Annotated in this window: 3 protein-coding genes (1 of these 3 cut by a window edge); all 3 read right to left on the bottom strand. The window is 53.9% G+C overall.

Going from position 1 to position 24801, the window contains the following annotated elements:
• Tightly spaced (each overlapping or abutting the next), the 3 genes in view from AC55NX_RS15120 to AC55NX_RS15130 form a layout consistent with a single transcriptional unit that may run on beyond the window.
• Window positions 1–14610, bottom strand: a complete 14610-nt coding sequence (locus tag AC55NX_RS15120) for an amino acid adenylation domain-containing protein (protein WP_496996480.1) — start codon at window positions 14608–14610, stop codon at window positions 1–3.
• Window positions 14607–21956, bottom strand: coding sequence for an amino acid adenylation domain-containing protein (locus AC55NX_RS15125; RefSeq protein WP_496996481.1), 7350 nt, complete (start codon window positions 21954–21956; stop codon window positions 14607–14609). The genes AC55NX_RS15120 and AC55NX_RS15125 overlap by 4 nt, the downstream gene beginning before the upstream one ends.
• Window positions 21953–24801: the 3' end of an amino acid adenylation domain-containing protein gene (locus AC55NX_RS15130; RefSeq protein WP_496996482.1), read on the bottom strand. It continues 3853 nt past the right edge of the window; 2849 of the gene's 6702 nt are visible here — the last part of the coding sequence; its start codon lies off the right edge, out of view; it ends in the stop codon at window positions 21953–21955. Before AC55NX_RS15130 ends, AC55NX_RS15125 begins: the two co-directional genes overlap by 4 nt.

Below are 24801 nucleotides of genomic sequence, written 5' to 3' on the forward strand. Positions count from 1 at the left end.
TTAGCTCATATCATCACTGACTGCGATAGCTGAATTCAGGATACCAGCGAGTATCTGCTCAGCGACACGCGGCTCACGCACGATGCTGTCATGATCCCCGGAGAACACTTGCGACTGTACCTGACCATAACCATCCCACTCTCCGGCATCCGCGCCTTGCTGATAGCGGGATCCCTCAAGCGTCTGACTCGACCAAAACACCTGCAACGGTGCGGCAACCGGCCGCAACACATGTTCACGCATCAACCGATGGCTCTGCATCAACAACTGCATCTGCATCAAGCGTAACGTCCGGTCTGCTGCTTCATTATCCAAAAGTGCCGTCTCACCCAACAACTGCGCCAGCGTATCAAACACAAACAAGTCCTGCTCTTGCGGGGACAGACGCCCTTGCGCTGCCTCCGTGCTTGCGGGGACAGACGGTTTAATGCCGAGAGATGCACTTACGGGGACAGACGCCTCAACGCCCTGCGAATCTTGCGGGGACAGACGCGATAATCCCCCACCTGATGATGGTTCCGGATCCGGTTGCGCCGTCTGTCCTGCCAACAGCGTCTGTCCTGCCAACGTTTGCTCCAGCAATGTCAGTTCCGCCAGATGATTGTCCAGCAATAACGTCCGATGGCGATGATTGAGGCAGGCCAAATAACGCGAAACCTGGTTGAGTTCCGGCACTTGCAAACGCGCTTTATCGACATCGGCCCGGGCATCGATAATCGTCACCTGCTCGACCATCTCATTAAGCGTTTCAAGCCGATGTGCAATTGCCATTGCCAGCCATGCACCGAAAGACCAGCCGATCAAACGATAAGGGCCATGAGGTTGGACACTGCGAATCAGAGCCACATAACGATCAGCCAATTGCTCAAGATTTAGTGAATCCGACGCGCTGAGGCCGTGTAGTTGCGGTGATTCAATGCCATAAACCGGGAAACGATTATCGAACTGTTGCACCATCGCCTGATAAGCACGAACAATCCCGCCGGCAGGATGGAGCAGAAAGACGTTATCCCGCGCCTGACAAGTGAGCAAATTGGTTTCAGCCTGAGCATTCATCGGAACCAGTAGTGCTGCGTCTGCGTGGCATTCGTTGTCCGGCTTGTTAACCACCGCCTGTGTCGGTTCTGCTTCAACATGCAGCGCTAATGCCTGCAACTCAGAGTGACGGAACACGGCCGTGAGTGGCAATGTCAGTGCCCACTGACGCCGAAGCATCGCCACCAACCGGCCAGCCAGTAGCGAGTTGCCGCCCAGCGCAAAGAAGTCATCTTCCCGATAGACTGTTTCAGTACCAAGCAGTAACTGCCAAGCCTGAGCAAGCGCGATCTCAACCGGTGTCTGCGGCGCGGTTTTCTGTGCCGAAATAACGCCTGATAACTGAGGTTCAGGCAAAGCTTTGCGATCAATTTTATCGTTCGCATTGAGCGGCATCTGCGCCAGATAAACGATGTGCTGAGGCACCATATACGCAGGCAGCACACGCTTAAGCGCTGACAAAATGTAGTCGCGGTTCATCACATCATCAGCCTGATTAACAGCGGCATTAACGGTGACATAACCGACTAAACACGCTTTCTCGGTATTGGCATAACAGAGGCTGACCACCGCTTCGCGAATCCCCTCGATAGCGCCGAGCCGCGCTTCAATCTCACCGGTCTCAATCCGGTAACCGCGCAACTTGATCTGAAAATCAGTCCGGCCGACATAGAACAGTTCACCATCAACCGACAATCGCACCCGATCCCCGGTTTTATACATGACCGCGTCAGCACGGCGCGCAAACGGATCCGGTAAGAAAACTCCGGCAGTCAAGTCTGCCCGGTTGAGATACCCCAGAGACACCCCGTCACCACCGATGTATAACTCCCCTTCAGCGCCCAAAGCCACCGGATTGTGCCATGCATCCAGTACATACAATTGTGTATTGGCAATCGGCCGGCCCAGCGGTGGCTGCGCCATATTATCCGGTGTGATTTCGGCACAAGATGACCAGACTGTGGTTTCCGTCGGGCCATACATGTTCAGCAGGCGAGCACCACGAGAGATCATCGCTTCAGCTAAGGCGGGAGGCAGTGCTTCCCCGCCGACCAAGGCCGTTAAGTGCGACCAGTTTTGCGACGGTTGATCCATTAACATCTGCCACGTCATCGGTGTCGCCTGCATCACCGAAATTTCCTGCTGTTGCAGACATGCAGATAACGCCGCGCCATCACGCACCATGGCTTCATCAGCAATTACCACCTGCGCCCCGACGAGCAACGGCACGAACAGTTCCAACACCGCAATATCAAACCCGACGGTGGTGACCGCCAGTAATTTATCGGCTTCCGTGATTTGAGTAACTGACACCATACTGTGCAAGAAATTACTCAGTGCCGTCCGTGGGATCTGGACGCCTTTCGGCCGCCCGGTTGAGCCGGAGGTGAAGATGGTATAGGCCGAGCCTTGATCTTGCTGCGTCAAACGTGTCAATGCTTGCTCACGTTCAGTCTCACTGAACGGCGTGGCCGCAATCAGTGACGATACACTGTGATTGAGACCGATATCGCCGAGCATCACCGATCCATTATTCTGGCCATCATTCAGGATCAAGTCCGGTGAGGTCTCTTCAAGGATCAGTTGCAAGCGTGCTTGAGGCTGAGACGGATCCAGCGGCACATAACTGGCACCGGCCGCATAAACGCCCAGCAACGCAACCAACATGTCAGTCTGACGAGCATGACACACCACCACCCGACTGTGGCTATCAACGCCCCGGCATCGTAATGCATGGGCGAGGTGCAACGTCCGTTCCAGCAGCTCACCATAAGTCAGCTGTCCGTCCGCCCCGGACACCGCAACACGCTCTCGTTTACGTGTCCAGTCAGACAAAATTCCCGCGCCAAGATGCCATTGATCCAGCGTAACCGCTTCGCCCCGGAAACCGACATCAGAAGCAATCCACTGGCGACCAATATCCGCCAACATGTCACTGCCCTGAGCCGTGGTGAAAGCAGACAGAACTTGTTCCAAGGTCGAAAGCATCGCCTTCGCCGCTTGAAGAGAAACCCGTTTGCCGTCGCACCCCATCCGCATTATCAGCGCATCATGGGGCATTACCGTCAGTGTCAATGGGTAATTATTCCGCTCGTAGGCCTGTAACGGTGTAACTGACAAACCGTGATTCCCCGTCTTGCCTGCCCCCTCCCCGAGCGCTTCATTTTCAAACACCAACAGCGCATCAAAAAGCGACAGTCCCCGCAATGAGCCGTTCTGAGCCAACTCACTCTGTGCGGTAATGTCCACCAGCGGCAGACATTCATGCTCACGTAACTCAACGCCCTGACGGTGTGCCAGTTCCAGCAGTTGCGCCAGCGTCTGATCGGCCTGTAACGTCATTCGCACTGCGATAGTATTAATGAAAATACCAATAGTTCGCTGCGCTTGCGGCAACTCAGCAGGACGCCCGGACGTAGTCATGCCGAACACAATATCGTGCTGTCCGCTGTGATGAGAGAGCGTCAGAGCCCACGCGGCCTGCATCACTGAGTTCAGAGTCACCCCATGTGTCCGACACAGCGACTTCACCGCTGAGGTGAGCGTTTCACTCAAACGATGATCAAACAGCTCAAATCCGTCATCAGGCGTTCCGGCAGGTAACGCTACCGGTGTTTCAAATCCACACAGATAGTTTTTCCAGAACGTTTTGGATGCATCAAGGTCTTGCTGTGCCAGCCAATCGAGATAGAGCGAAAAATCCGGCCGCGGAGTCAGTTGAATCGAGGTATCTCCCATCGCCTGACGATAACGGCACATCACGTCCTGAATCACCAAGGCCGAACACCACGCATCCACAATCAAATGATGGCGACTCCAGATCAACCAGTGCTGCTGCTCCGCGATGCGAATCAGCGTCAGACGCATCAGGGGTGGCATATTGAGATCAAATCCTTTATCCCGGTCAGCCCGACACAACGCCTCAAAGCGTTGTTGCTGTTGTGTAATGCCATCACCGGACCAATCCAGGATGTCTACCGGTAAATGCACCTGCGCTGCAAAGTATTGACGCGGCTCGCCCTGTTGATCGTCCTGAAAATACGCCCGCAGCGCCTGCTCACGATTGACCGTTTGCTGCCACGCCAGCACAAACGCTTCAGCATCCAACGCCCCTTCAATCGCGACCGCAGTCTGATTAAAGTACAGCGACTCATCCGGTGTTGCCCCTTGCAGTGCAGAACTATGCAAATACATCCCCTGCTGCACCGGTGTCAACGCATATCCTGCCGCCGGCTGAGCCGTCTGTCCTCGTAACGTTTGTTGTTGTGTCTGTCCCGCTAAAGGCGTCTGTCCCCGTAACGCTTGTTGCTGCGTCTGTCCCGCTAAAGTCGTCTGTCCTGCGAAGGACGCAATACCTTCAAGCCGCTGTGCAAATGCATCAGCAACGGGGTCGAGCTGCGACTTCAGCGCTGGCGGATACTGCCACACCACCGTCAAAACACCATCGCGGATCTGCGCGGTCACTTCAATCAACTGGCGGCGAAGACTGTCGGGATGACGCGCTTGTCCGGCACCGTCAATCAACTGCCAGTCCATATCGAGCGTGCCGGTCTGGCCAAGATAATTGAACAGGATCTGCGGAGCCGGAAATGCCAGCCGCTGATGCAGATAACGTAACACGCCATAACCGATACCAAGATCAGGCACTGCTGCCAGTTGGCGGGCGACGCTATCCAAATCTTCAGCTGCCGTGTCAAAACGAACCGGAAAACGGCTGGTCAGCCACCCGACCGTCTCACTCAAATCTTGATCAGCCAGCCAAGGACAACGCCCGTGACTCTCCATCTCAATCAATAACTGATCACGCGGAAACTGCGACTGAACCGCCTGAGTCAGCGCGCCAAGCATGGCAACTTCACAAGCCGAGCGCTGATGTAAGTTCCCTAAACCCAGCAACCGGGCGGTCAGTTGGGAGGAGAATGTCTGGTGTTGAGTATGCACGGCGCCGACCGTTCCGGGCTGGGCACCGGCAATCAGCATCCCGGCATCAAACCGATTGACCATCGGCTGCCAGTATTGCCCGGCAGCGGTGAGTTTCTCATCCGGCAAATGCTGTAACTGCTGCTGCCACTGCGCTGCGGTGGTCTCTTCCTCACCAAGTGCCACCGCACCACCATTCAACAAGCGCTGATAGGCCTGATGCAGTTCCCGGCCGATCACTCGCCAGGACACGCTATCCACCACCAGATGGTGGGCAACCAGCAACAGTTGACTGCTACCGTCAGCCAAATTGAAAGCAACCACTTTGAATAATGGCCCTTCGGTCAGATTCAGACTCTGCTGAGTTGCGGCCACTAAAGCCGTTAATCCGGCCGGATCCTGTCCGTCAAATCCGGCATAAACGGCCGCAGTTTCATGAGACAACCAATAACCGGCCTGTTGTGGTGTATCCAGATGTTCAAAACGCGCCGTCAGTAACGGATGCTTATGCAAGACAACATCAACCGCCTGACTCATCACACGATGGACAATCCGCGTCGGAACCCGAAGCATCACAGCCTGATTCCAGTAATGCGGGTAAGGCTGTGGCTGTTCAAGGAACCACTGCTGAATCGGTAACAGCGGCAGAAGGCGCTGCTGATCAGGCATCGCGCTTATCTTTGGTGTGTCAGCAGCTACAGTTTCAGGCTCAGCCGCAGGTTGCGCTGTTTCACCGAGTGTCACTGCCAGTTCAGCAATGGTCGGTGTCGCGTAAAGCATTTTCGGCGTAATCACCAGCCCGTGCTGACGCGCCCGGGCCACCAGTTGCAAGGCAATAATTGAATCTCCGCCGAGGGTGAAGAAATTATCGCTGACAGACACCGGTTGCCGGAGTAATGCAGACCAGAGAGACTGCAATGTCTCCGTAATCGATGGCGTCTCACTCTCCGGAGATGATGCTGCAACAGATGCTTCAGTTAAGGATGCTGCTGTTACGCTCCCCTCAGCAACGGACGCCTTCTTACCAACCGGAACATCAACTGTGCGCTTGCTCTCGGCCGATGCTGTCTCCGGTGTCGCGCAGGCTTGCTCAGCCAGAAGGGTTGTTAAAGCGGCAACTGTCGGGGCAGCATAAATCTGTTTCGGCGTCAGTTTGAAACCGTGCTGGCGCGCTTTGGCAATAAATTGCAGGCAGACAATTGAATCCGCGCCCAGCGCAAACAGGTTATCTTCCGCTTGTGGCCGGACCTTAAGCAGGCTCTCCCACAGATCGCTGAGCACCACATCGGTTGCAGCTTTAGCCGGCAACTTCGGTTCGTTGTCAGATTGCGGAGCCACAGAACGTAGCTCAGAACACTGTGCTGTCTCCGCTTCATCTGAAGATGTCACGTCAGGTGTCACCATCCTTGATGCCAGTGCCTGTCGATCCAGTTTGCCGTTTTTCTGTAACGGGAACTGAGTCAACACTTGCCACAACCGCGGTACCATATAATCCGGCAGTAATCCTTCCAGCGCAATTTCGAGCTGTTTTAACCGACGCGGCTGAGATTCGTCCTGATTGGCTAATATCACAGCCGCAGCCAGACGTAGACCACTCGGCCCGTCAACTGCCAGCACCACAGCATCTTCAACATCAGGCATCGCTTGTAACGTGGCACGCACTTCACCCAGCTCAACCCGGAAGCCGCGGATTTTCACCTGATCATCCTGACGCCCCAGATAGCGCAGTTCGCCCTGTGCCCCTCGCACCACGCGGTCACCGGTTTTATACAGCGGCAATGCCATAGATCGCTCACTCAAACCAAGCACATCGGTACGGCTGAACTGTCTGGCGGTGTTATCCGGCCGGTTCAAATAGCCAGATGCAACCCCGGCACCCGCAATCCATAGCTCACCGGCAATCCCTTCAGCCACAGGTAATCCTGCTTCATCAACCACATAAGCCACACTGTTTCTCAAGGGGGTTCCAATAGAACCGAGGTCAGCCTGCGAGCGGAGCTCAGTCGCGCAACAACCGATGGTGGTTTCTGTCGGGCCATAGTGATTGACGATAGTCATCGTCGGTGCAAGCGTACGTAATTGTGTCCACAGTGTCACATCCAGAGATTCTCCGCCGACAATCAGACACTGCTGCGGCAATAACCGTTGCGGCTCAGCAACCGCCAGAAGCGCTTTCAGATGTGACGGTGCAATCTTCAGCACATCCACCGGGTGTTGTGCCAGCCGCCCGGCCAAGGCTTCAGGATCAAAATAATCATTCGGAGGCAACAAACGCAACGTCCGGCCACTGCATAGCGAGGCCAGTACACACGTGAAGCCCAGATCCGCGGCCACGGTCGCAAACGTCGTCATCGTCGCATCCGCTGTCAGTGATACGCGCTCAAACAAAGCATCGACATAACTGAGCAGATTGCCGTGGCTCACTTGTACCCCTTTCGGTTTACCCGTTGAGCCCGAGGTATAAACCAAATACGCGGTGTCCTGCGCGGTTAACTGCGGCAACGGTAGCAACGACATAGGTGATGGTGTCACATCATCGCCTAAATTCAGTGCCGTAATATCGATCCACGCACATGAATGATGCGACAGCATTTGACCAGCGTCGTTACGGGGACAGACGCCCCAGCGCCCCTCTTCCCACGCACTGGCCCAGCTTGGCACTTCATCGCCAATCACATAAACGGGCCGCGCATCGTCGATGATGTGCTGAATCCGGGAAAATGGCAGTTCCGGGTCAATACACACCCACGCAGCCCCCTGATACCAAACCGCCAGCATCGCGACAATTTGTTCCATCTGTCTTGGCATACAGATAGCAATGACCGGCGCATCACCATTCACATCAGCCCCATTCACCTCGAGCCGATTTACCCTAGGTAATTGCTGCGCCAGTTGTCCGGCCTGAGAGAGCAACGTCTGATACGACCATTGCGTCAGTACTGTGTGGTCGGAATAAAACGTCAGCGCAGTCACCTCCCTTGCCTGCTTTTGTATCCGTGTCAGTGCATGTTCAGATTGTACCAGACTGACGGATTGTACCGGACTGGCATGAGCCAGCGCCTCTTGCGTCATCTGTGCCGTAGATGAAGATTCAGCCTCAGACCAGCGACGTATCAAGGTTATCAGCGATTGCTGCTGTGATTGCGGATCAGCAGTCACGCGCTCAATCCAACGGATCAACTGACTGACCAGCTCGGGCATCAATGCCGCATCCACCTGCTGTGGGTTCATCAGCAGATCAAATTGCAGATTCTTTCTCGGCACCACTCGTAATGTCAGCGGAAAATTATTCTCCACATGGTGCGCATCCAGAGTGAGAGAGAGTCCGTCAATCGGTGTCGAATCGGACACCGGCAGATTTTCAAACACCAACAGGCTGTCAAACAGAGGGCCGTTGCCGGATAGCGCTGCGTAACGCTGGATATTCGCCAACGGTGTCTGTTCATAATCTCGCATGTGTAAATTTTGCGCCTGCAAGGCGGTCAGCCAGTCACCCAATGTTGCATCGGCTTCAATCCGTAAGCGCAGCGGCAAGGTATTGATAAAGACGCCCATAATCCCGTCTGCATTGGCGAGGTCCGCCGGACGCCCGGATGTTGTCACCCCATACACCACATCATCGGTTGCCAGATAACGAGATAAGACCAGTCCCCACAATCCCTGAATCACAGTATTCAGCGTGACCCCTTGGGTTCGCGCCCAGTTGCTCAGTGAAGCACTGAGTGACTCACCCAGCGACTGCGTATGGAACGTCGCTGTTGAACGCACTGACACATCTGCCATGGGTGCGGGAAGTGATTTGCCTTGCTCGAACCCTACCAGCGCATGGTGCCAATATGCTTTCGCATCGGTGGTACGTTCAGATTCACCCAGCCATGCAATAAAGTCACGATAAGCCGACCCGGTTGTATTGGGTAAAGGTTCGCCTTTCACCAACGCCCGGTAATCCGCCATCACTTCCCCCACCAGCCGTTGCAGACACCAGCCGTCCATAATCAAATGGTGAATCGTCCAGATCAGCCGATAATCGGCTTGTCCGTCTGCGGTATCGGGCCAGCGCACCAACGCCAGTCGCATCAGCGGCGCTTGTTCGAGATCCAACTGTTCCCGCGCTTGTTGCTGCAACCGGTGTAACTGTTGCTGACGCTCAGACTCGGTCAGTGATGATGCATCATATTCGTCAAACACCAACGGCATTTGCGGTGACTGTCCCTGTAACGTCTGTCCTTGTAACCTCTGTAAAGACTGACCTTTAGGCGTCTGTCCCCGTAACGGCCGTAGCACCAATTGATGCGGCTCATCAACTCCGTCACAAATAAAGCAAGTCCGCAAAGCGGTATGGCGGTTGACTGCATTTTGCCATGCCTGCTGAAAATGCATTTTGTGCAGTGGCCCCCGGCACGTCACTACGCTCTGGCTGATGTAAGCATCCGGATAATCAAGACAGTGGAAGTACATCCCCTGCTGCGCCGGAGACAGAGTATACAAATCGTCAACCGCCATTCCCTGACGTTCAGCCTGACGGACAATCACCTGCACCTGTGCATCATTGACCTTCGCCAATGGGTAATCTGCGGCAATAGCCCCAGTCGCCGTCTCATTACTATCCGCCAGAGATTGAAGGCTGTCAGCCAGCAGCGTTGCGAGCCGCTGTGCTTCAGTCTGAGATAACCATTGTGCGGCATACTGAATATTGACCACCAACTGTCCCTGCTGGACAAACGCATTGATTTCGATCGGCCAATAACGGGGATTTTGTTCATCCCGGAATGCCGATAACGATTCAGGCGCTTTGCGGAACAAAGCCTCCCCGTCACGCTCTGTGGATATCAGATCCAGTTGCCCCAGATAATTGAATACCAACGTCGGTTGCCCCTGTGTCGGTAACAACTCAGCCAGCTGTGACTGAATCGATAAAAATGGCACGGCCTGTTGACGTTCCGGGTTATGGCTCAATGCCGCGCGATTCGAGAGCAACGCTTGGTGCCACGATTGATCCGGTGTCACCGCGGCACTGATCAGCGCCGGATAAATCCGGGTAAACCACCCCAGAGTCTGACTGACATCGAGATCTAATTGATCCCGGCCATGACCTTCCAACTGGATCAGATGGTTCGGCTGTCCGCTCCATTGCCACAAAGCGTGCGCCAAGGCCGTCAGACAAACCTCTTCGCCATTGGCTTTCACCGCCGGAGCAATGCGCTCAAACAGCGCTTGCGTGGTGTGTTGCGACAGTTCAAACCGTTCCAGCGCTGCAATCCCAACGGGTTGCTGCGGAAACAGCGGCTGCGTCGCCAGCGGATAAGTGACCTGTAAGGCTTGCTGAACCTCGGGCTGTGCCGTCCACGCTTGCCATGCGTTCAGTCCGGTGTTTTGTTTATCCGCCAGTTCAACCGTCTGTCCCTGCAAGTCCTGCAAGTCAGCTTGCTCTGGCGTCTGTCCCTGTAAGCCGCTTCTTTGTAAGCTGGTAGCCGTGGCAGGAGAGCCGAAGCGCGCGGCAAACTGCGCCACCCAGCCTTTATATGGCAAGGTCTGAGCTTGGAAAATCCCGCCTTGCTGAAGCGCCTGTTGCGCCGTCTGTCCCTGTAAGGACAGTCCCCCTTGCCCGTCTGCATCAGCGGCAAGTTGTGAATATCCTTGGCTTAGCGTCTCAAATAAAATTCGCCACGAAACGGCATCAATCACCAGATGGTGTGCCACCAGTAACAGTCGGTACGAACAAGCCGCTGTTGCATTATCGACAATACGCACCAATACCGCCCGGAACAGCCGTCCCTCTCTGATCGACAGCGCCGACTGCGTTTGCTGACACAGTTGGTCGATGCGGACTTGGAGTGATTCTTCCGCTGAGCTCTGCCATTCAAGGCATTGAAACGCCAGTTGTTCGGTGGTGATCTGATTTGGATGAGGAATCGACTGAATCCATTGACCATCCGAATTCCGGGTAAAGCGAGTAGCAAGCAGCGGATGTGCCTGTAACAGCCCCGCCAGTGTCTGTTCTACCAATGCAGGTTGAATATCGGCTGTGCTTGCGAGTAAAACCGCCTGATTGAACTGGTTCGGATTGGGCAGGTTCTGCGTGAGGAACCAATGCTGAATCGCACTCGGTTGTGTGTCCCCATAATACGTATCAGCCGCAAAATCAGTCTGTTCACTGACACGGGCAACAGCGGCCAGCGCTTTGACCGTGGCATATTGAAACACTTGCTTCGGTTCAATCGCTAATCCGTGCGCCCGGGCTTTGGCGACCACCTGAAGACTCATGATCGAATCACCGCCCAGCGCAAAGAAATTATCTTCGATGCTGACCGTATCAAGCCGCAGTACCTCAGCAAACACTTGTGCCAGTTGTACTTCACGCGGAGACTGTGGTGCAACATACTCACCGGCATTCTGACGTGCCAGATCAATCTCAGGCAGGGCTTTACGATCCGCTTTGCCGTTGGCATTGACCGGCATCGCGTCCAGACGGACAAACACCGCCGGAATCATATAAGCCGGTAAATGAGGGGCAAGTAGCGTCTGCCACTGCGCCCAGTCAGGCTCATCGCCGTCAATCACCACATAAGCGGCTAACGTCTGCTGATCCGGAGCGGTCACCAGCACCTCTTTGACGAAGTCCAGCGCGAGAATCGCGGCTTCAATTTCCCCTAACTCAATCCGTAAACCACGGACTTTAACCTGAAAATCCGTCCGTCCCAGATATTCAATGCTGCCGTCTTCGCGGTAACGCGCCAGATCACCGGTGCGATACAAGCGCGTATACCAGCGTGTGTCCCTGTAAACATCCTCATCAAAACGGCCACCTGTCTTCAGGCGTCTGTCCTTGTAATCTTCATAAAACGGATTGGCGATAAATGCCTGTTCTGTCAGATCATCCCGGCCGAAATAGCCGCGCGCCAGACCGGGACCACTCAAGTAAAGCTCACCGGCGACGCCGACCGGTACCGGATTCAGATCAGCATTGAGAATCCAGGTTTGCATATTGGCAATCGGGTAACCGATCGGCACGATTGCCGGACACGGGGTGCTGCAATCCCAGTAGGTCACATCAATTGAAGCTTCCGTCGGACCGTACAGGTTATGTAACTGACAAGAGAACTGAGAAAAGAACCGCTCTTTCAAAGCAAAGGAGAGCGCTTCGCCACTGGTAAACACCCGTCGCAGCGAGGTACAAGCCGCCACGTGCTGATGATCTAAAAAGGCTTGCAGCATGGTCGGGACAAAATGCAGCGTGGTCACCGTATGCTGACGGATCAAATCGACCAATTTCTGACTGTCTTTATGTGCCTCCGGTGGTGCTACGACGAGTGTCGCGCCCACCATCAACGGCCAGAAAAACTCCCAGACCGAGACATCAAAGCTGTACGGTGTTTTTTGCAGTACCACGTCTGTCCCGTCAAGGGGATACTGATCCTGCATCCACAGAATCCGGTTCATGACACCGACATGCGGCACAGCAACCCCTTTTGGTTTGCCTGTCGAACCGGAAGTAAAGAGGACATACGCCAGATGTTGCGGTTCAATCCGATTTGGCACCTGCCAGTCCATCGCTTCTTGTGCCACCAGTGACCAGTCATCATCCAGCGTATGACAAGGTACTTCTCCGGCAAATTCCGTCGTGAAGTTTTCCAGCTCAGGCACTGTCAGCAACAAAGTGGGCTGTGCTTGTTGGACTATCAATTCCAGCCGTTGCGCCGGATGCTCAGGGTCAACCGGCACATAAGCACACCCGGCCTGCACCGTGGCCAGCAAACTGACCACCATCTGGGCACTTCTTGGCATACAAATAGCTATCCGGCTTTCCGGTGCCACCCCTTGCTTGCGGATCCAATGGGCTAGCTGATTCACCTTATGATTGAGCGTTTGATAATCCCAGCAGACTTGCTGTGGCCCTTGCGCCGTGGTTTGGGTAAAGACTAAAGCCCGCTGCAGCGGTGTTTTGCGTGCCTGTCCCGCTAAGGCTTCACCGAGCGTAGCATGTGCCATTTGTGGCGGCAGAAAAGCCGGTTGTTCGGTTTGGTTCCACTGCCATAGCATCTGCCACTCTGCCTCACTGAGACCGGACATGGTACGTAATGTCCGGGTCGGTTCATCAGTCAGACATTGCAATAAATCACGCAGCGCGCTCAGATAAAACTGAGCCAGTTGCGCCACATCTTCTGTGCGATAACAGGCCGTCCGATACTGGAATGACAATCCAAGTTGTTGATTATGATGAACGGCAAATAAAGAGAGATCATATTTGGCGGTAAATTCAGGCACCGGCAGCGATTCAATCACCATATCACCCAGCGTCACCTGACCGGATGACGCATCATCCAGATAGTTGAACATGGTCTGCACCAGCGGTTCATGACTGATATCTCGTGTCGAAACCAGTGTATCGACCAGTTTCTCAAACGGCATCGCACTGTGACTCTGCGCGCCTGCCAGCGCCTGATGAACCGTTTGTAACCAACTTTCGGCAGTGGTTTCAGTGCTGAGTTGTGAACGAATCACCAAGGTATTGACGAACAGTCCCAGCATATTTTCGAATTCAGGCAGAGAACGCTCCGCCACAGGACACGCAACCCGGATATCTTGCTGCCCGGTGCGCTGGCTCAACATCCACTGGTAAGCGGCAAGCAACACCGTATAAGGTGTCATCCGGTACGTTTCACAGACGCGTTTCAGTTGCTGATAATCGGCCTCGGTCAGTGAGAAATGGTACCGGGCTCCTTCATCACCTCCGGTGTCTGCTTCGCTGGCCGTCACAAGTTGCGCTTCAACCGGACGACGCATCGGCAACTCAAGGTGATAATCGCCACCTTCCAGTGTGTTGCGCCAGTAAGTCATCAGTTGCTCGTAGATATCGCCGCTGAGTAACTGTTTCTGCCATTGGGCGTAGTCGATATATTGAAACAGCTCGGGTGACGATACGTCTTGCTGCGAACTTAACTGACGGGTCAACTGATTGGCTTTTTCCACCATCATGCTCGTCAGGGTTTGTAACGACCAGTGATCGACCAGAATATGATGAAAAGTCAGCAGCAACCGGGAAGCTCCCGCTGCACATTTCAGATGTGTCAGACGAAACAGCGGTGGCTTTGCCAGATCAAATGGTTCACTCATGACGGCTTTTAGTGCCGAATCATAAGCCTCATCATCGGCTTGCGGCTGTTCGATAGCACCTAAATCGATCTCGCGAATCTGCCATGCATCCATGATCGCCTGTGCAGTGTGTACATGGGCAACCGGATGACCATCGGCCGCTGCTGAAAATGTAGTCCGAAAAATTTCGTGCTCTGCCACTAACTGACCAAAGATCTGCCGGAACAGCGCCAGATCAACCTGACCTTTTACCGCCAATAGTGCATTGACATTATATTGGCCGCTCGCTTGCTCAAACTGCTGCAAAAACCACATCCGCTCCTGAGCAAAAGAGAGTGGCAACACCTCATCTGCACGGTTGACCCGGGTCAGTGCCGGCCATGTCCGGGACTGTTGCTGCTGTTGCAGATGCGCGATAATTTCCGCTTTTCTCGCCTGTAATGTCTGCTTGATCTCGGCAGTAAATGCCCCTTTCGGGGCATCAATTTTCAATTTGCCATCTTCCAGATGTAAGCGAATATCACGCTGGAATAACTCGGCTAAAAGTACGGCAATACTCATAATTCAAAGCTCTCCCTTTCATCTTCGTGGTCGGTCGTTGGTTCGGCTTGGCAGGTATGACAATGCATATCCACATAAGCGGCCAGACTTGACAGATCCGGCAGTTCCATCAACTGTGCCAAACGAAGATTCAGGTTAAATTGTTGATTGATTCGGTTCACCAGACGGGTCAGCAATAGCGAATGTCCCCCCAGTGCAAAGAAGTTGTCGTGACGCCCGACAGACTCGATACCCAATAAGCTCTGCCACAGGGCTGCCAGTTGTTGTTCGGTCGGGGTTTGCGGTGCGGAGAATGCCACACGCTGCCAGCTCGGCTCCGGTAGATTTTTACGATCCACTTTGCCGTTATGAGTCAGCGGCAATGCGGTTAAGATCTCAATCTGATCCGGCACCATATAAACGGGCAGGCGCTGTTGCAGGAAGGTCATCAACGGCTCAATCGGCAGTTGTTGCTCACAGACCACATAGCCGACCAGCGCATCTTGCTGCCCCCGCGAGCGCACCTGAACCACGGCTTCGCGAATCGCCGGATAGGTTGCCAGCACCGCTTCGATTTCTCCCGGTTCAATCCGCTGCCCGCGAATTTTGACCTGAAAGTCGGCTCGTCCCAGATACTCAATGGCTCCATCAGCACGATAGCGCGCCAGATCACCGGTACGATACAAACGGGCATACTGCGCATCGCTGGTCGGTTGAGTTGTGGCTGAAGGGGCTGCTTTTGCGGCCAATGGATTGGCAATAAACACCGATTCAGTCAATTCAGGCTGTCCCAGATAACCGGCCGCCAGACCGACCCCGGCAAGATATAATTCCCCTTCAACCCCGACCGGTACGGGATTGAGCTGACGGTCGAGAATCCACGTCTGCATATTGGCAATCGGATAACCGATCGGCACTTCGTTGACGATATTTTTCGCCCGGCAATCCCACCATGTGACATCAATCGAGGCTTCAGTCGGGCCGTACAGGTTATACAGCCCCACATGCGGCAATAACTTCAGACAGTGTTGCTGCACGTGGTAAGGCAGTGCTTCGCCACTACAAATCAGCCGGCGTAACTGAGGATGCGGACAGGCGATTGCTTGTTGAGAAGGCGCTTGCGGTGTCTGTCCCGCGAAGGCTCCCTCTCCTTCAGGCGTCTGTCCCGCTAAGGAATTTTCTGCGAAGGATTCAAGGAAACCATGCAGCATCGCAGGCACGAAATGCATGGTCGTAATCCCGTAATCCCGTACCAGTTCAGACAGTCTGCCGCTGTCTTTATGCGCGTCCGGTTCAGCCATTACCAATCGAGCGCCACTGACCAGCGGCCAGAAGAACTCCCAGACTGAAACATCGAAACCATACGGGGTTTTCTGTAACACCGCGTCATCATGCTGCAAGCCAAATGTGTCTTGCATCCACGCAATCCGGTTGACGATCCCGGCATGGGGCACAGCAACGCCTTTGGGTTTACCGGTCGAGCCGGAGGTATAGAGGACATACAGAATATCATCGGCCTGTACGATTTGGCTGTCTGTTGGCTGCCATGGTTGTCCGTGATAGTTGTGACTTTCAGTAAGAACGGTTTCTACCGCCAGCACCGTTGTTAGCTCAAGCGACTGTGTCGCGGCTTCCGGTGACTGTCCAGCTAAGACTTCCGGCTCTTCAGGCGTCTGTCCTTCGAGCAGATGCATCACATTCTGCTGTGCCAGAACCACCTTCGGCCGGGCACTGGCAACGATCATCGCCAGACGCTGAGCCGGCATATCTGGATCGAGCGGTACATAAGCACAGCCGAGCTTCACACAGGCCAGCATAGCAATCACCATCTCCGGTGAGCGACGCATACATAAACCGATGCGCTCACCACGCAGACATTGGTGTGACTGGCGCAGGTAATGCGCCAACCGGCTCGCCAGCGCATCGAGCGTCTGATAGCTCAGCGTTAGATCTTGACCCGGTTGCCAGTCACTGCCGTTCGCGCCAAGAGTCTCCAGATAAATCGGTGACACAATGTCAGCCGGACACACCAATGCTATATGCGTCGGTGTCAGTTCAACCTGCTTTGCAAGATAAGCATCCAGCGTGGTTGGCACATCATAGACTTGTCCGGTCTGGTTCCACAGCCACGGGCCGGGTTGCTGACACTCGCTTGCCAACGCACGGATAAATTCATCTCCATGAATATCATGTTCAGCCGTCGCAGTCTGGGTCAGTAGCGTGACAAAATCCGCTAACATCGCTGTCGCAACTAACGGCTCAACTTGACTCGAATCGATAGTGAGACGCATATCTAACTGTTGATGCGGCACCAACACTAACGTTAACGGGTAATTATTGCGTTCCAGCGTTTCCCGCACGGTAAACTGCAAAGCATCATCCATCTGGAATTGTTCACCGGGGTAGTTTTCAAACACCAGTAAGTTATCGAACAGCGCGTCTGCCACGCCCGTTGTTTTCTGGATTTCAACCAATGGCACATGCTCATGTTCACGGCTGTCCATCAGCTGGCTTTGTAAATGATGCGCTAGATCCACCAATGATTGCGATTCATTGAACTGTGCAACTAACGGAATGGTGGTGATAAACACGCCCATCATCTGCTGTGCATTTTCCAGCGCATCGGGTCGCCCTGCGCTGGTGATGCCCATGGTGACGGTGTCATGATTGGTGTAACGTTTGAGAATCAGCGCCCAAGCCGCCTGACACAAGGAGTTCAGTGTTAATTGATGCCGGGCCGCCAATGCTTTCAGCCCGGTGACCGATGCCGGAGACAACGCCTGAGTATATTGTTGTCCTATTGCAGCATTTGTTGGTGCTTGCCCTTGCTCCGGTTTGAATGGCCGGGGAAGTTTTGCACTATCAGCCGCGTTGGTCGAGGTCAACAACTGTTGCCAGTAATCTAAACTGGCCGAGGTATCTTGCTGTTGCAACCAGGCAACAAAATCAGCGAATTCACCGACACTGACCGCATCTGCAACGCCTTGTCCCGCAACTAAACTTTGATAAGAGCGGCGCACTTCGGCTACCATCTGGCCGGTACACCAGCCATCGACAATCAAGTGATGACGGGTCCAGATCAGGCAGTGGTGATCGGCTTTGAGACGCACTAACTGGAAACGCATTAACCCGGGATGATCAAGCGCAAATCCTTGGGTCAATGCAGCCTGAGCCAGCTCATGTACTTGTAGCTCCGGCTGTGTGTCGTCACGAAGTGTCACCACTTGCCAGTCCAGTGGCACGGTGCGGGCCACATATTGCAATGGCGAATCCAGCCCTTGCCAGTGAAAACCGCTGCGCAGTACCGGATGGTGATCGAGCAGCGCCTGCCAGACATTCTGTAACGCCTGTACGTCCAGTTCACCATGAAAGTCGATCACACTCTGATTGAGATATAATCCTTTGCCTGGTTCGGCAAGACTATGGAAAAGCATCCCTTGTTGCGTCGGGGTCAGCGGGTAAATATTTTCCAGCGCATCCGAATCAATCGGAAGCTGGTCGCTCAAATGCTCGAATGCCGCTTGAGAATCCACAGCGTCAACCACCAACGGATAATCGCTCAGTGACAGGGTTGGCTGTGTCTGCTCACAGTGCTCAATCAATGCGGATAACACAGTGATAAAACGCTCTGCCACTTGCCGGATCATGTGACGCGTTTGCACATTGTGGTTAAACTGCCAGTGCACGGTTAACGCACCATTCTTAATCATCCCATTGATATCCAGCCACTGCTTGCGGGTATTACTGCCATGTCGCTGTTCAGGCACCGTTTCATCCGCGAGTGATATATCGCCGATCGCTAAACCGCGATCCAACTGACCGAGATAGTTAAATACAATCGAGGGGGTGACCAGCGTATCGAGTTCACCACACAAATATTTCAGCACGCCGAAACCTTGCCCTTGATCCGGTACCTGACGCAGTTGCGCTTTGGTATCCAGAATCAAGTGACGCATTGTGGCGTCTGTCCATACAACGTCTTTTCCTAACGTGTCTGTCCCCGTAACAGAAGACATTGCACCGTCTGTCCCCGTAGCGTTGCCCGTAACGAAATGCGCATGGCACTGCAAACGCACCGGGTAACGGCTGGTAAACCAACCAACGGTTTGCGATAAATCCAATGTCTCGTGTTGCCGACCGTGACCTTCCAGTTCAATCAGAACTTCAGGTACTGCACGCCATTCTGCGATGGCGCCATTCAGTGCCGCAAGTAATAGGTCATTAATACCGAGATCATAAGCTTGCAGTGCGGTCGTGGTTAATTTCCGGGTAAGCACAGGTTCAAGCTGCACATCGATACTCTCGGTATCCGCCAAACGGTTTGGCTGGGTGAAATCGATCTCCCCGACCGAGGCTGGTAAACGCACCCACTGGTGCTGCGTTGCGGCGTCTGTCCTTGCAAGCGGCTGCCAGTATTGCCGGGCGGCACGCTTGTGGGATTCCGGCCACTGTTGCAGGCTGCGAACCCACTCCCCGTATGAAGCGCTTGGTTCAGGCAGTTCAGCTCGCGCTCCGCCTAAAAGACTAAAATAAGCCTGACATAACTGGCTGATCAGCACTCGCCAAGACACGCCATCAACCACCAAATGGTGAGCGGTCAGCAAGATCCGCCCACCGGCTTGATCGTCAAAATCAATCACATCAACACGAATCGGAGCGGTATTCTGTAAGTTGAGTAATGATTGCTGCGCCTTCAATAAGGTATCAAGTTGCTCAGCCGGCAACGAATGAGCCTCGACCGACCACATCCCCTCGCCAAGTTGCTGCAATACGGCTTGTTTCTCAGCATGGGCATTCGCGGCTCGGGTGTCTGTCCCCATAAGCAAATCGGCCTCAGATAAAGCGTCTGTCCCTGTAACACCTCCCCCTTCAAGAACGTCTGTCCCTGTTGGGGTGTCTGTCCCCGCAACGATGCTCATCTCATCAGTAACAAAGTAGCGCGCTGATAACTGAGGATGCAGCGCGAACACCTGTGATACCGCTTGGCGTAGGCATGACAGATCAATCGTGTCGGTGTAACTTAACAACACCGACTGATTCCAGTGATCGGCTTGCGCCAGATGTTGGTCAAAGAACCAGTGCTGGATCGGGGCCAGCGGAATATTGGACCGGCTCTGCTCGGTCGTCTCAACCTGAGTTGCTGCCGGAACACTACCGATAAGTTCGCGAGCCAGTGCGATTGGCGTCTGCCGGGCAAAAACCTGTTTCGGTGTCAGTTTTATCCCGGATTTTTTCAGTAACGCGACCAGTTGTAAGCAGAGAATCGAATCGCCCCCCTGCCGGAAAAAACTGTCATGCAGCGTCACATCTTTGTTCAGCATAGTGCGATATCCGACTGCAATCTGTTCGGCCAGTTGCATGACATCATCGGTATCACTTGACTCAACCTGTAATTGCGCCCGGGCAATCTTCAGCGGGGTTTGCTTGGCAAAAACCTGTTTCGGTGTCAGTTTTACTCCGGATTTTTTCAGCAACGCCACCAGTTGTAAACAGAGAATCGAATCGCCACCGAGCTGGAAAAAGCTGTCATGCAGTGTTACATCTTTGCGTAACATTTCGCGGTATCCCGCTGCAATCTGTTCGGCCAGTTGCATCACCTCAGCACTGTCCGCTGACCAAAGCGTCTCGGAAACCGTAGCATCATCGGCAGACACTGGTTCAGCCAGCTCTCGTTCACGAATATCCCATCGCTGATCGGGCTGTTCGAACACTTGTGTCAGGGTTTGCAGATACGCTTCCAGTAAGGTTTGGATCGTTTCCTGACGGAATAGCTCGGTGCTGTATTCAAGGTCGATGCGTAACGCGGCCTCACCGTCAGCTTGCTCAATCTCATTTAAACGCACGGTCATATCGAAACGCGCCTGTTTGAGTTCACGTTCCACCACGTCAATCGAAAGATCTGTCAGAGACAGAGAACTACGCGGCACATTGCGATAGACAAAGAGCACCTGAAACAGCGGGCTCCATGCCTGCCCGCGTTCAACATCCAATGCATCCAGCACCAGATCAAAAGGCAGATCCTGATGTTCAAACGCCGATTGTGTAGTCTGCGACACTTGGGAGACCAAGCGCCGGAACGTCACTTGTGACGGCAACTGGTGACGCAACACCAGTGTATTGACCAAAAATCCGAGCATCGTCTCCAATTCAGGCCGTTGCCGGTTGGCGACCGACGTCCCCAGACAGATATCAGCTCCGGCACCTTGCCGGTTGAGTTGCAGCAAGAACGCAGCTTGCATCACATTATATAAAGTGGTGCCTTCGCGAGCAGCAAAGCGTTGTGCAGCCTGAAGAACAGCAGCAGGCAGTGTCAGACTTTGTTGCGCGCCCTGATAATTACGCTGAGCCACGCTTGGGTAGGGAAAATCAAACGGTAACTGTGTCTGACTCGGGGCGTTGGCTAGGGTTGCCTGCCAAAATTCACGCTGTTGTTCGGCCTTCTCACTCATCAGCCATTCCTGCTGCCAGACTGCATAATCTGCATATTGCAGCGGTAACGGCTGAGTGGCCTCATCGCCCGGATGCGTGAGGTGATAATCATATAACGCAGCCAACTCCTGAATCAGCACAGATTCAGACCACGCATCAAACGCAATATGGTGAATGACAAACAGTAAGTGCCAACACTGGTTGTGACTGCTTGTTGAAGACGGCTCCCCTTGCGGGGACAGACGCCCTTGCAAAGAGCGTTCTTCGGAGGACAGGCAGGCTTGGTTCTCTTCCGGGGACAGGCACTTTTCTGCTTCCCCAGCTTCTGAAGACATAGCTTCTGAGGACAGACGCTTTTCACAAGCATCTTCTGCCAGAGAGAGTAACGCCACTCTGACGGGGAGATCGCGATCCAAGGCGAACGGCTGATTGCTGATCTGTTCACAGTGCTGCTCAACATCAGTGACCTGGGTGTGAATCTCGAACGGCAGTTGATAGTCCTGCTCAACCTGCTGGTAGACCTGACCAGCCGCATCGGTCTGATAGGTACTGCGCAAAATATGGTGACGTTGCAGCAAACTGGCAAACGCCCGTTGCATCGCCTGTTGGTCAAGTTGTCCGGTCAAAACCAGCCGACCGGTCAGGTTATACAACGCCCGTCCCTGCTCATACTGTTCAATAAACCACAAACGTTGCTGCGCACTGGAGAGCACCGCACGATTATCCGGATGTGACACCGGGACAATCGGCAATTGCCAGCTGTCGATCTGCTTCGATTGCAGCAATGCCCGGAACTGCTGTTTTTTCTCCGGAGGCAGCTGCGCCAGACGCTGAGCGATATGATGCGGATCCAGCGGGTTCTCCGGTTTCGGACGCGGGGTTGCATCAGACTTGCTGGTATCAAGGATATTCTGTTGGTTCAATTCGGCATGACTCATAATTCAAACTCATCTAACAGGGCAGCCATCGTCGCTAAATCATCTTGCTGTGAAGTGTCAGCGGTCAGTTTGTCTGCCAGTGCTTTGATTGTTGGGTTCAGGAAAATTTCAGCCAACGGCAGGCGTTGATTGAAAGTGCGCTGAATCCGGGCCTGTAAGCGCGTTGCAGAGAGCGAATTACCACCTAAATGGAAGAAATTGTCGTTCACGCTAATCTCTGTAACATTAAGAATATGCTGCCAGATTTCTGCCAGACGCTGCTCGGTTGCCGTTTCCGGCTGACGATAATGACGGCTTTCTCTCGCTGCCGGATAAGGCAATGCCTGTCGGTTGATCTTGCCATTGGTATTCAGCGGTAAGTGCTCCATGATCTGGATAAAGGCCGGTACCATATAGCCCGGCAGGTGCTCAGCCAGATATGCGGTTAAATCCGTTGACTCACTGTGTCCGTGGCGGAGTGAAACATAAGCGGCAATAAAGGCTGAATCTTGCTGTGCATCCCATAAAACCACGACCGCTTCTTTGACCGCCTCATGGTTGAGCAACAGCGCTTCGATCTCGCCGAGTTCAATCCGAAAACCACGCAGTTTGACCTGAAAATCCATTCGTCCGAGGTAGTGGATACGCTGCTGCTCATCCATCATCACCCGGTCACCGGTCCGGTACATCCGCGCTCCCGGTTCATCCCGAAATGGATTGGCGACAAACTTCTCTGCCGTCAGTTCAGCCCGGTTCAGATAGCCTTGCGCCAGACCGTTACCGGCAATATACAGCTCCCCTTCAACACCGAGCCGCACCGGATGTTGCATCTCATCCAACACATAAAACTCGGTATTGGCAAATGGCTGACCAATCACGACATGATTGGTTGACAGATTGTCCAGTGACGCACAGGAAACCGGCTCACAACTCGCCCAAATCGTTGCTTCCGTCGGACCATACAGATTAAATACCCGGTTGGCTTGCCGCAGCAATGTGGTAGCCAGCGTTTTCGGCAACGCTTCCCCACCGGATAAAACATCGAGCTTCTGCCACCATGTCCCGTCATATTCAGCCAATCCCTGCCAAGTGGCTGGTGTCGCCTGTAACAGGTTGATGTCATGATTGATAATCTGCTGCACCAAGGACTGGGAATCTTTGCAATCGTCATCTCCGGCCAGTACCAGCAAACCACCGTGTAACAACGGCAAGAGTAGTTCCAGCGCGGCGATATCGAATCCGACAGTCGTCACGGCCAGTAAGCGGCTCTGGGCAGAAACAGGAATCTCGTTGGCGATCACACGCATAAAGTGTTGTAACGCCCCTCTTGAGATTTGCACCCCTTTCGGCAGCCCCGTTGAACCGGAAGTAAAAATACTATAGGCAATCGCCTCGGCCGGAATGGTCTCATCCAATGTCGGTATGGCGATGCGGTTCGCTGCCGGGACGTCAGCCGTTTGTAATTCTGCAATCGTCACCTGACAAACCGCAGTCTTGAGCGCCAGTGGCTCAGCCACCAGCAAACAGCTCGCATCAGACTGTTGCAGAATATTCTCCAGCCGCTCCGCCGGATGATCCGGGTCAAGGGGAATATAGGTGATACCAGCGCGGTACAACGCCAGCAGGTTGATCACCAGCTCGGCATCTCGCGGCAATGCTACCGCGACTGTCCTCGTAAGGCTGTCCGGTGTCAGGGCGTCTGTCCCTGTAACCGGCACGTCTGTAAAAGCGTCTGTCCCCGTAAGTTGGTCCGTCAGTTCAGCGACCAGCCCAGTCAGTACCGCGGCACGTTTTTCAACGGCCTCAACCAATGCGGCATAAGTGTAGGTTTGATCGGTGGCAATCAGCGCTGGTTTATCGGGGGTTTGACTGGCCTGAACATGGATTTGCTGGATCAAGTCGCAACTTGGACCGAATGGTGTGGCGGTTATTGACCCTTTGCATATCGCCAGTTCACTGTCATGTGCGATCAAGGCTGACAGACAGGAATCGATCCGCTGCGTCAACGACTGACTGAGCTGGATTAAGGCCTGTTCAAAGATCGTCAGTAAGGTTGCTATTCGTGTTTCGCTGATGCGTTGGCGGTCATACCGACAGTGTAACGTCAGCGTTTCACCGGGCTCGACCTGCAGCATCAACGGTAAGTTGCTGTGTTCGAGAATCGACAGTAATTCGATTTTGGGATCATCAAGTTCGGCTAGCGCCGGTGGGAATGGATAATTCTGATACACCAGCACTGTATCGAACAGCGCTTCTCCCAATGGCAGAGATAATGATGACTGAATCTGCGCGAGTGAAAGAAAATCGGCATGGCGTGATTCCGACGCACTGAGCTGCACTTGTTGAGCGAGTTCTTGCAGCGACATATCTGCTTGCAATATCACGCGCTGTGGCAATGTATTGATAAACATTCCTGCGGTTTGCTGAATCGCGGTGACCGCATCGCTCCGCCCGGATGTGGTGCTGCCAAAGATCACATCACAGCGCCCTGTTACTCGGTTAAGGGTCAGTGCCCATCCCAGTTGCAGTAAGGTATTGATCGTCAGATTATGAGCCCGGGCCTGCTGCGTCAGTTGTGTCTGTAACGTGCTATCGAGCTGGGTTTTCAGATAGTTGGTTTGCGGATAGTTGGTTTGCAACCCGGAACTCTCACCGTCATCTTCCGCGTAATGGCTACCGTTAGCCGAAACCGATGATGACAGCGTCGTCGGAGCTTCCACACCAGCCAGCGTCTGTTGCCAGTAGGATAACGCTTGTGACTCATCTGCATCGGCCAGCCATTGACTATACGCTTGTAATGTCGGGGCTTCGGCCAGCGTTTCCTGACGATAGAGCGCGATCGCTTCTCCTGCGATCAATGCAGATG

This window comes from Vibrio rubrogenes (assembly GCF_059641415.1).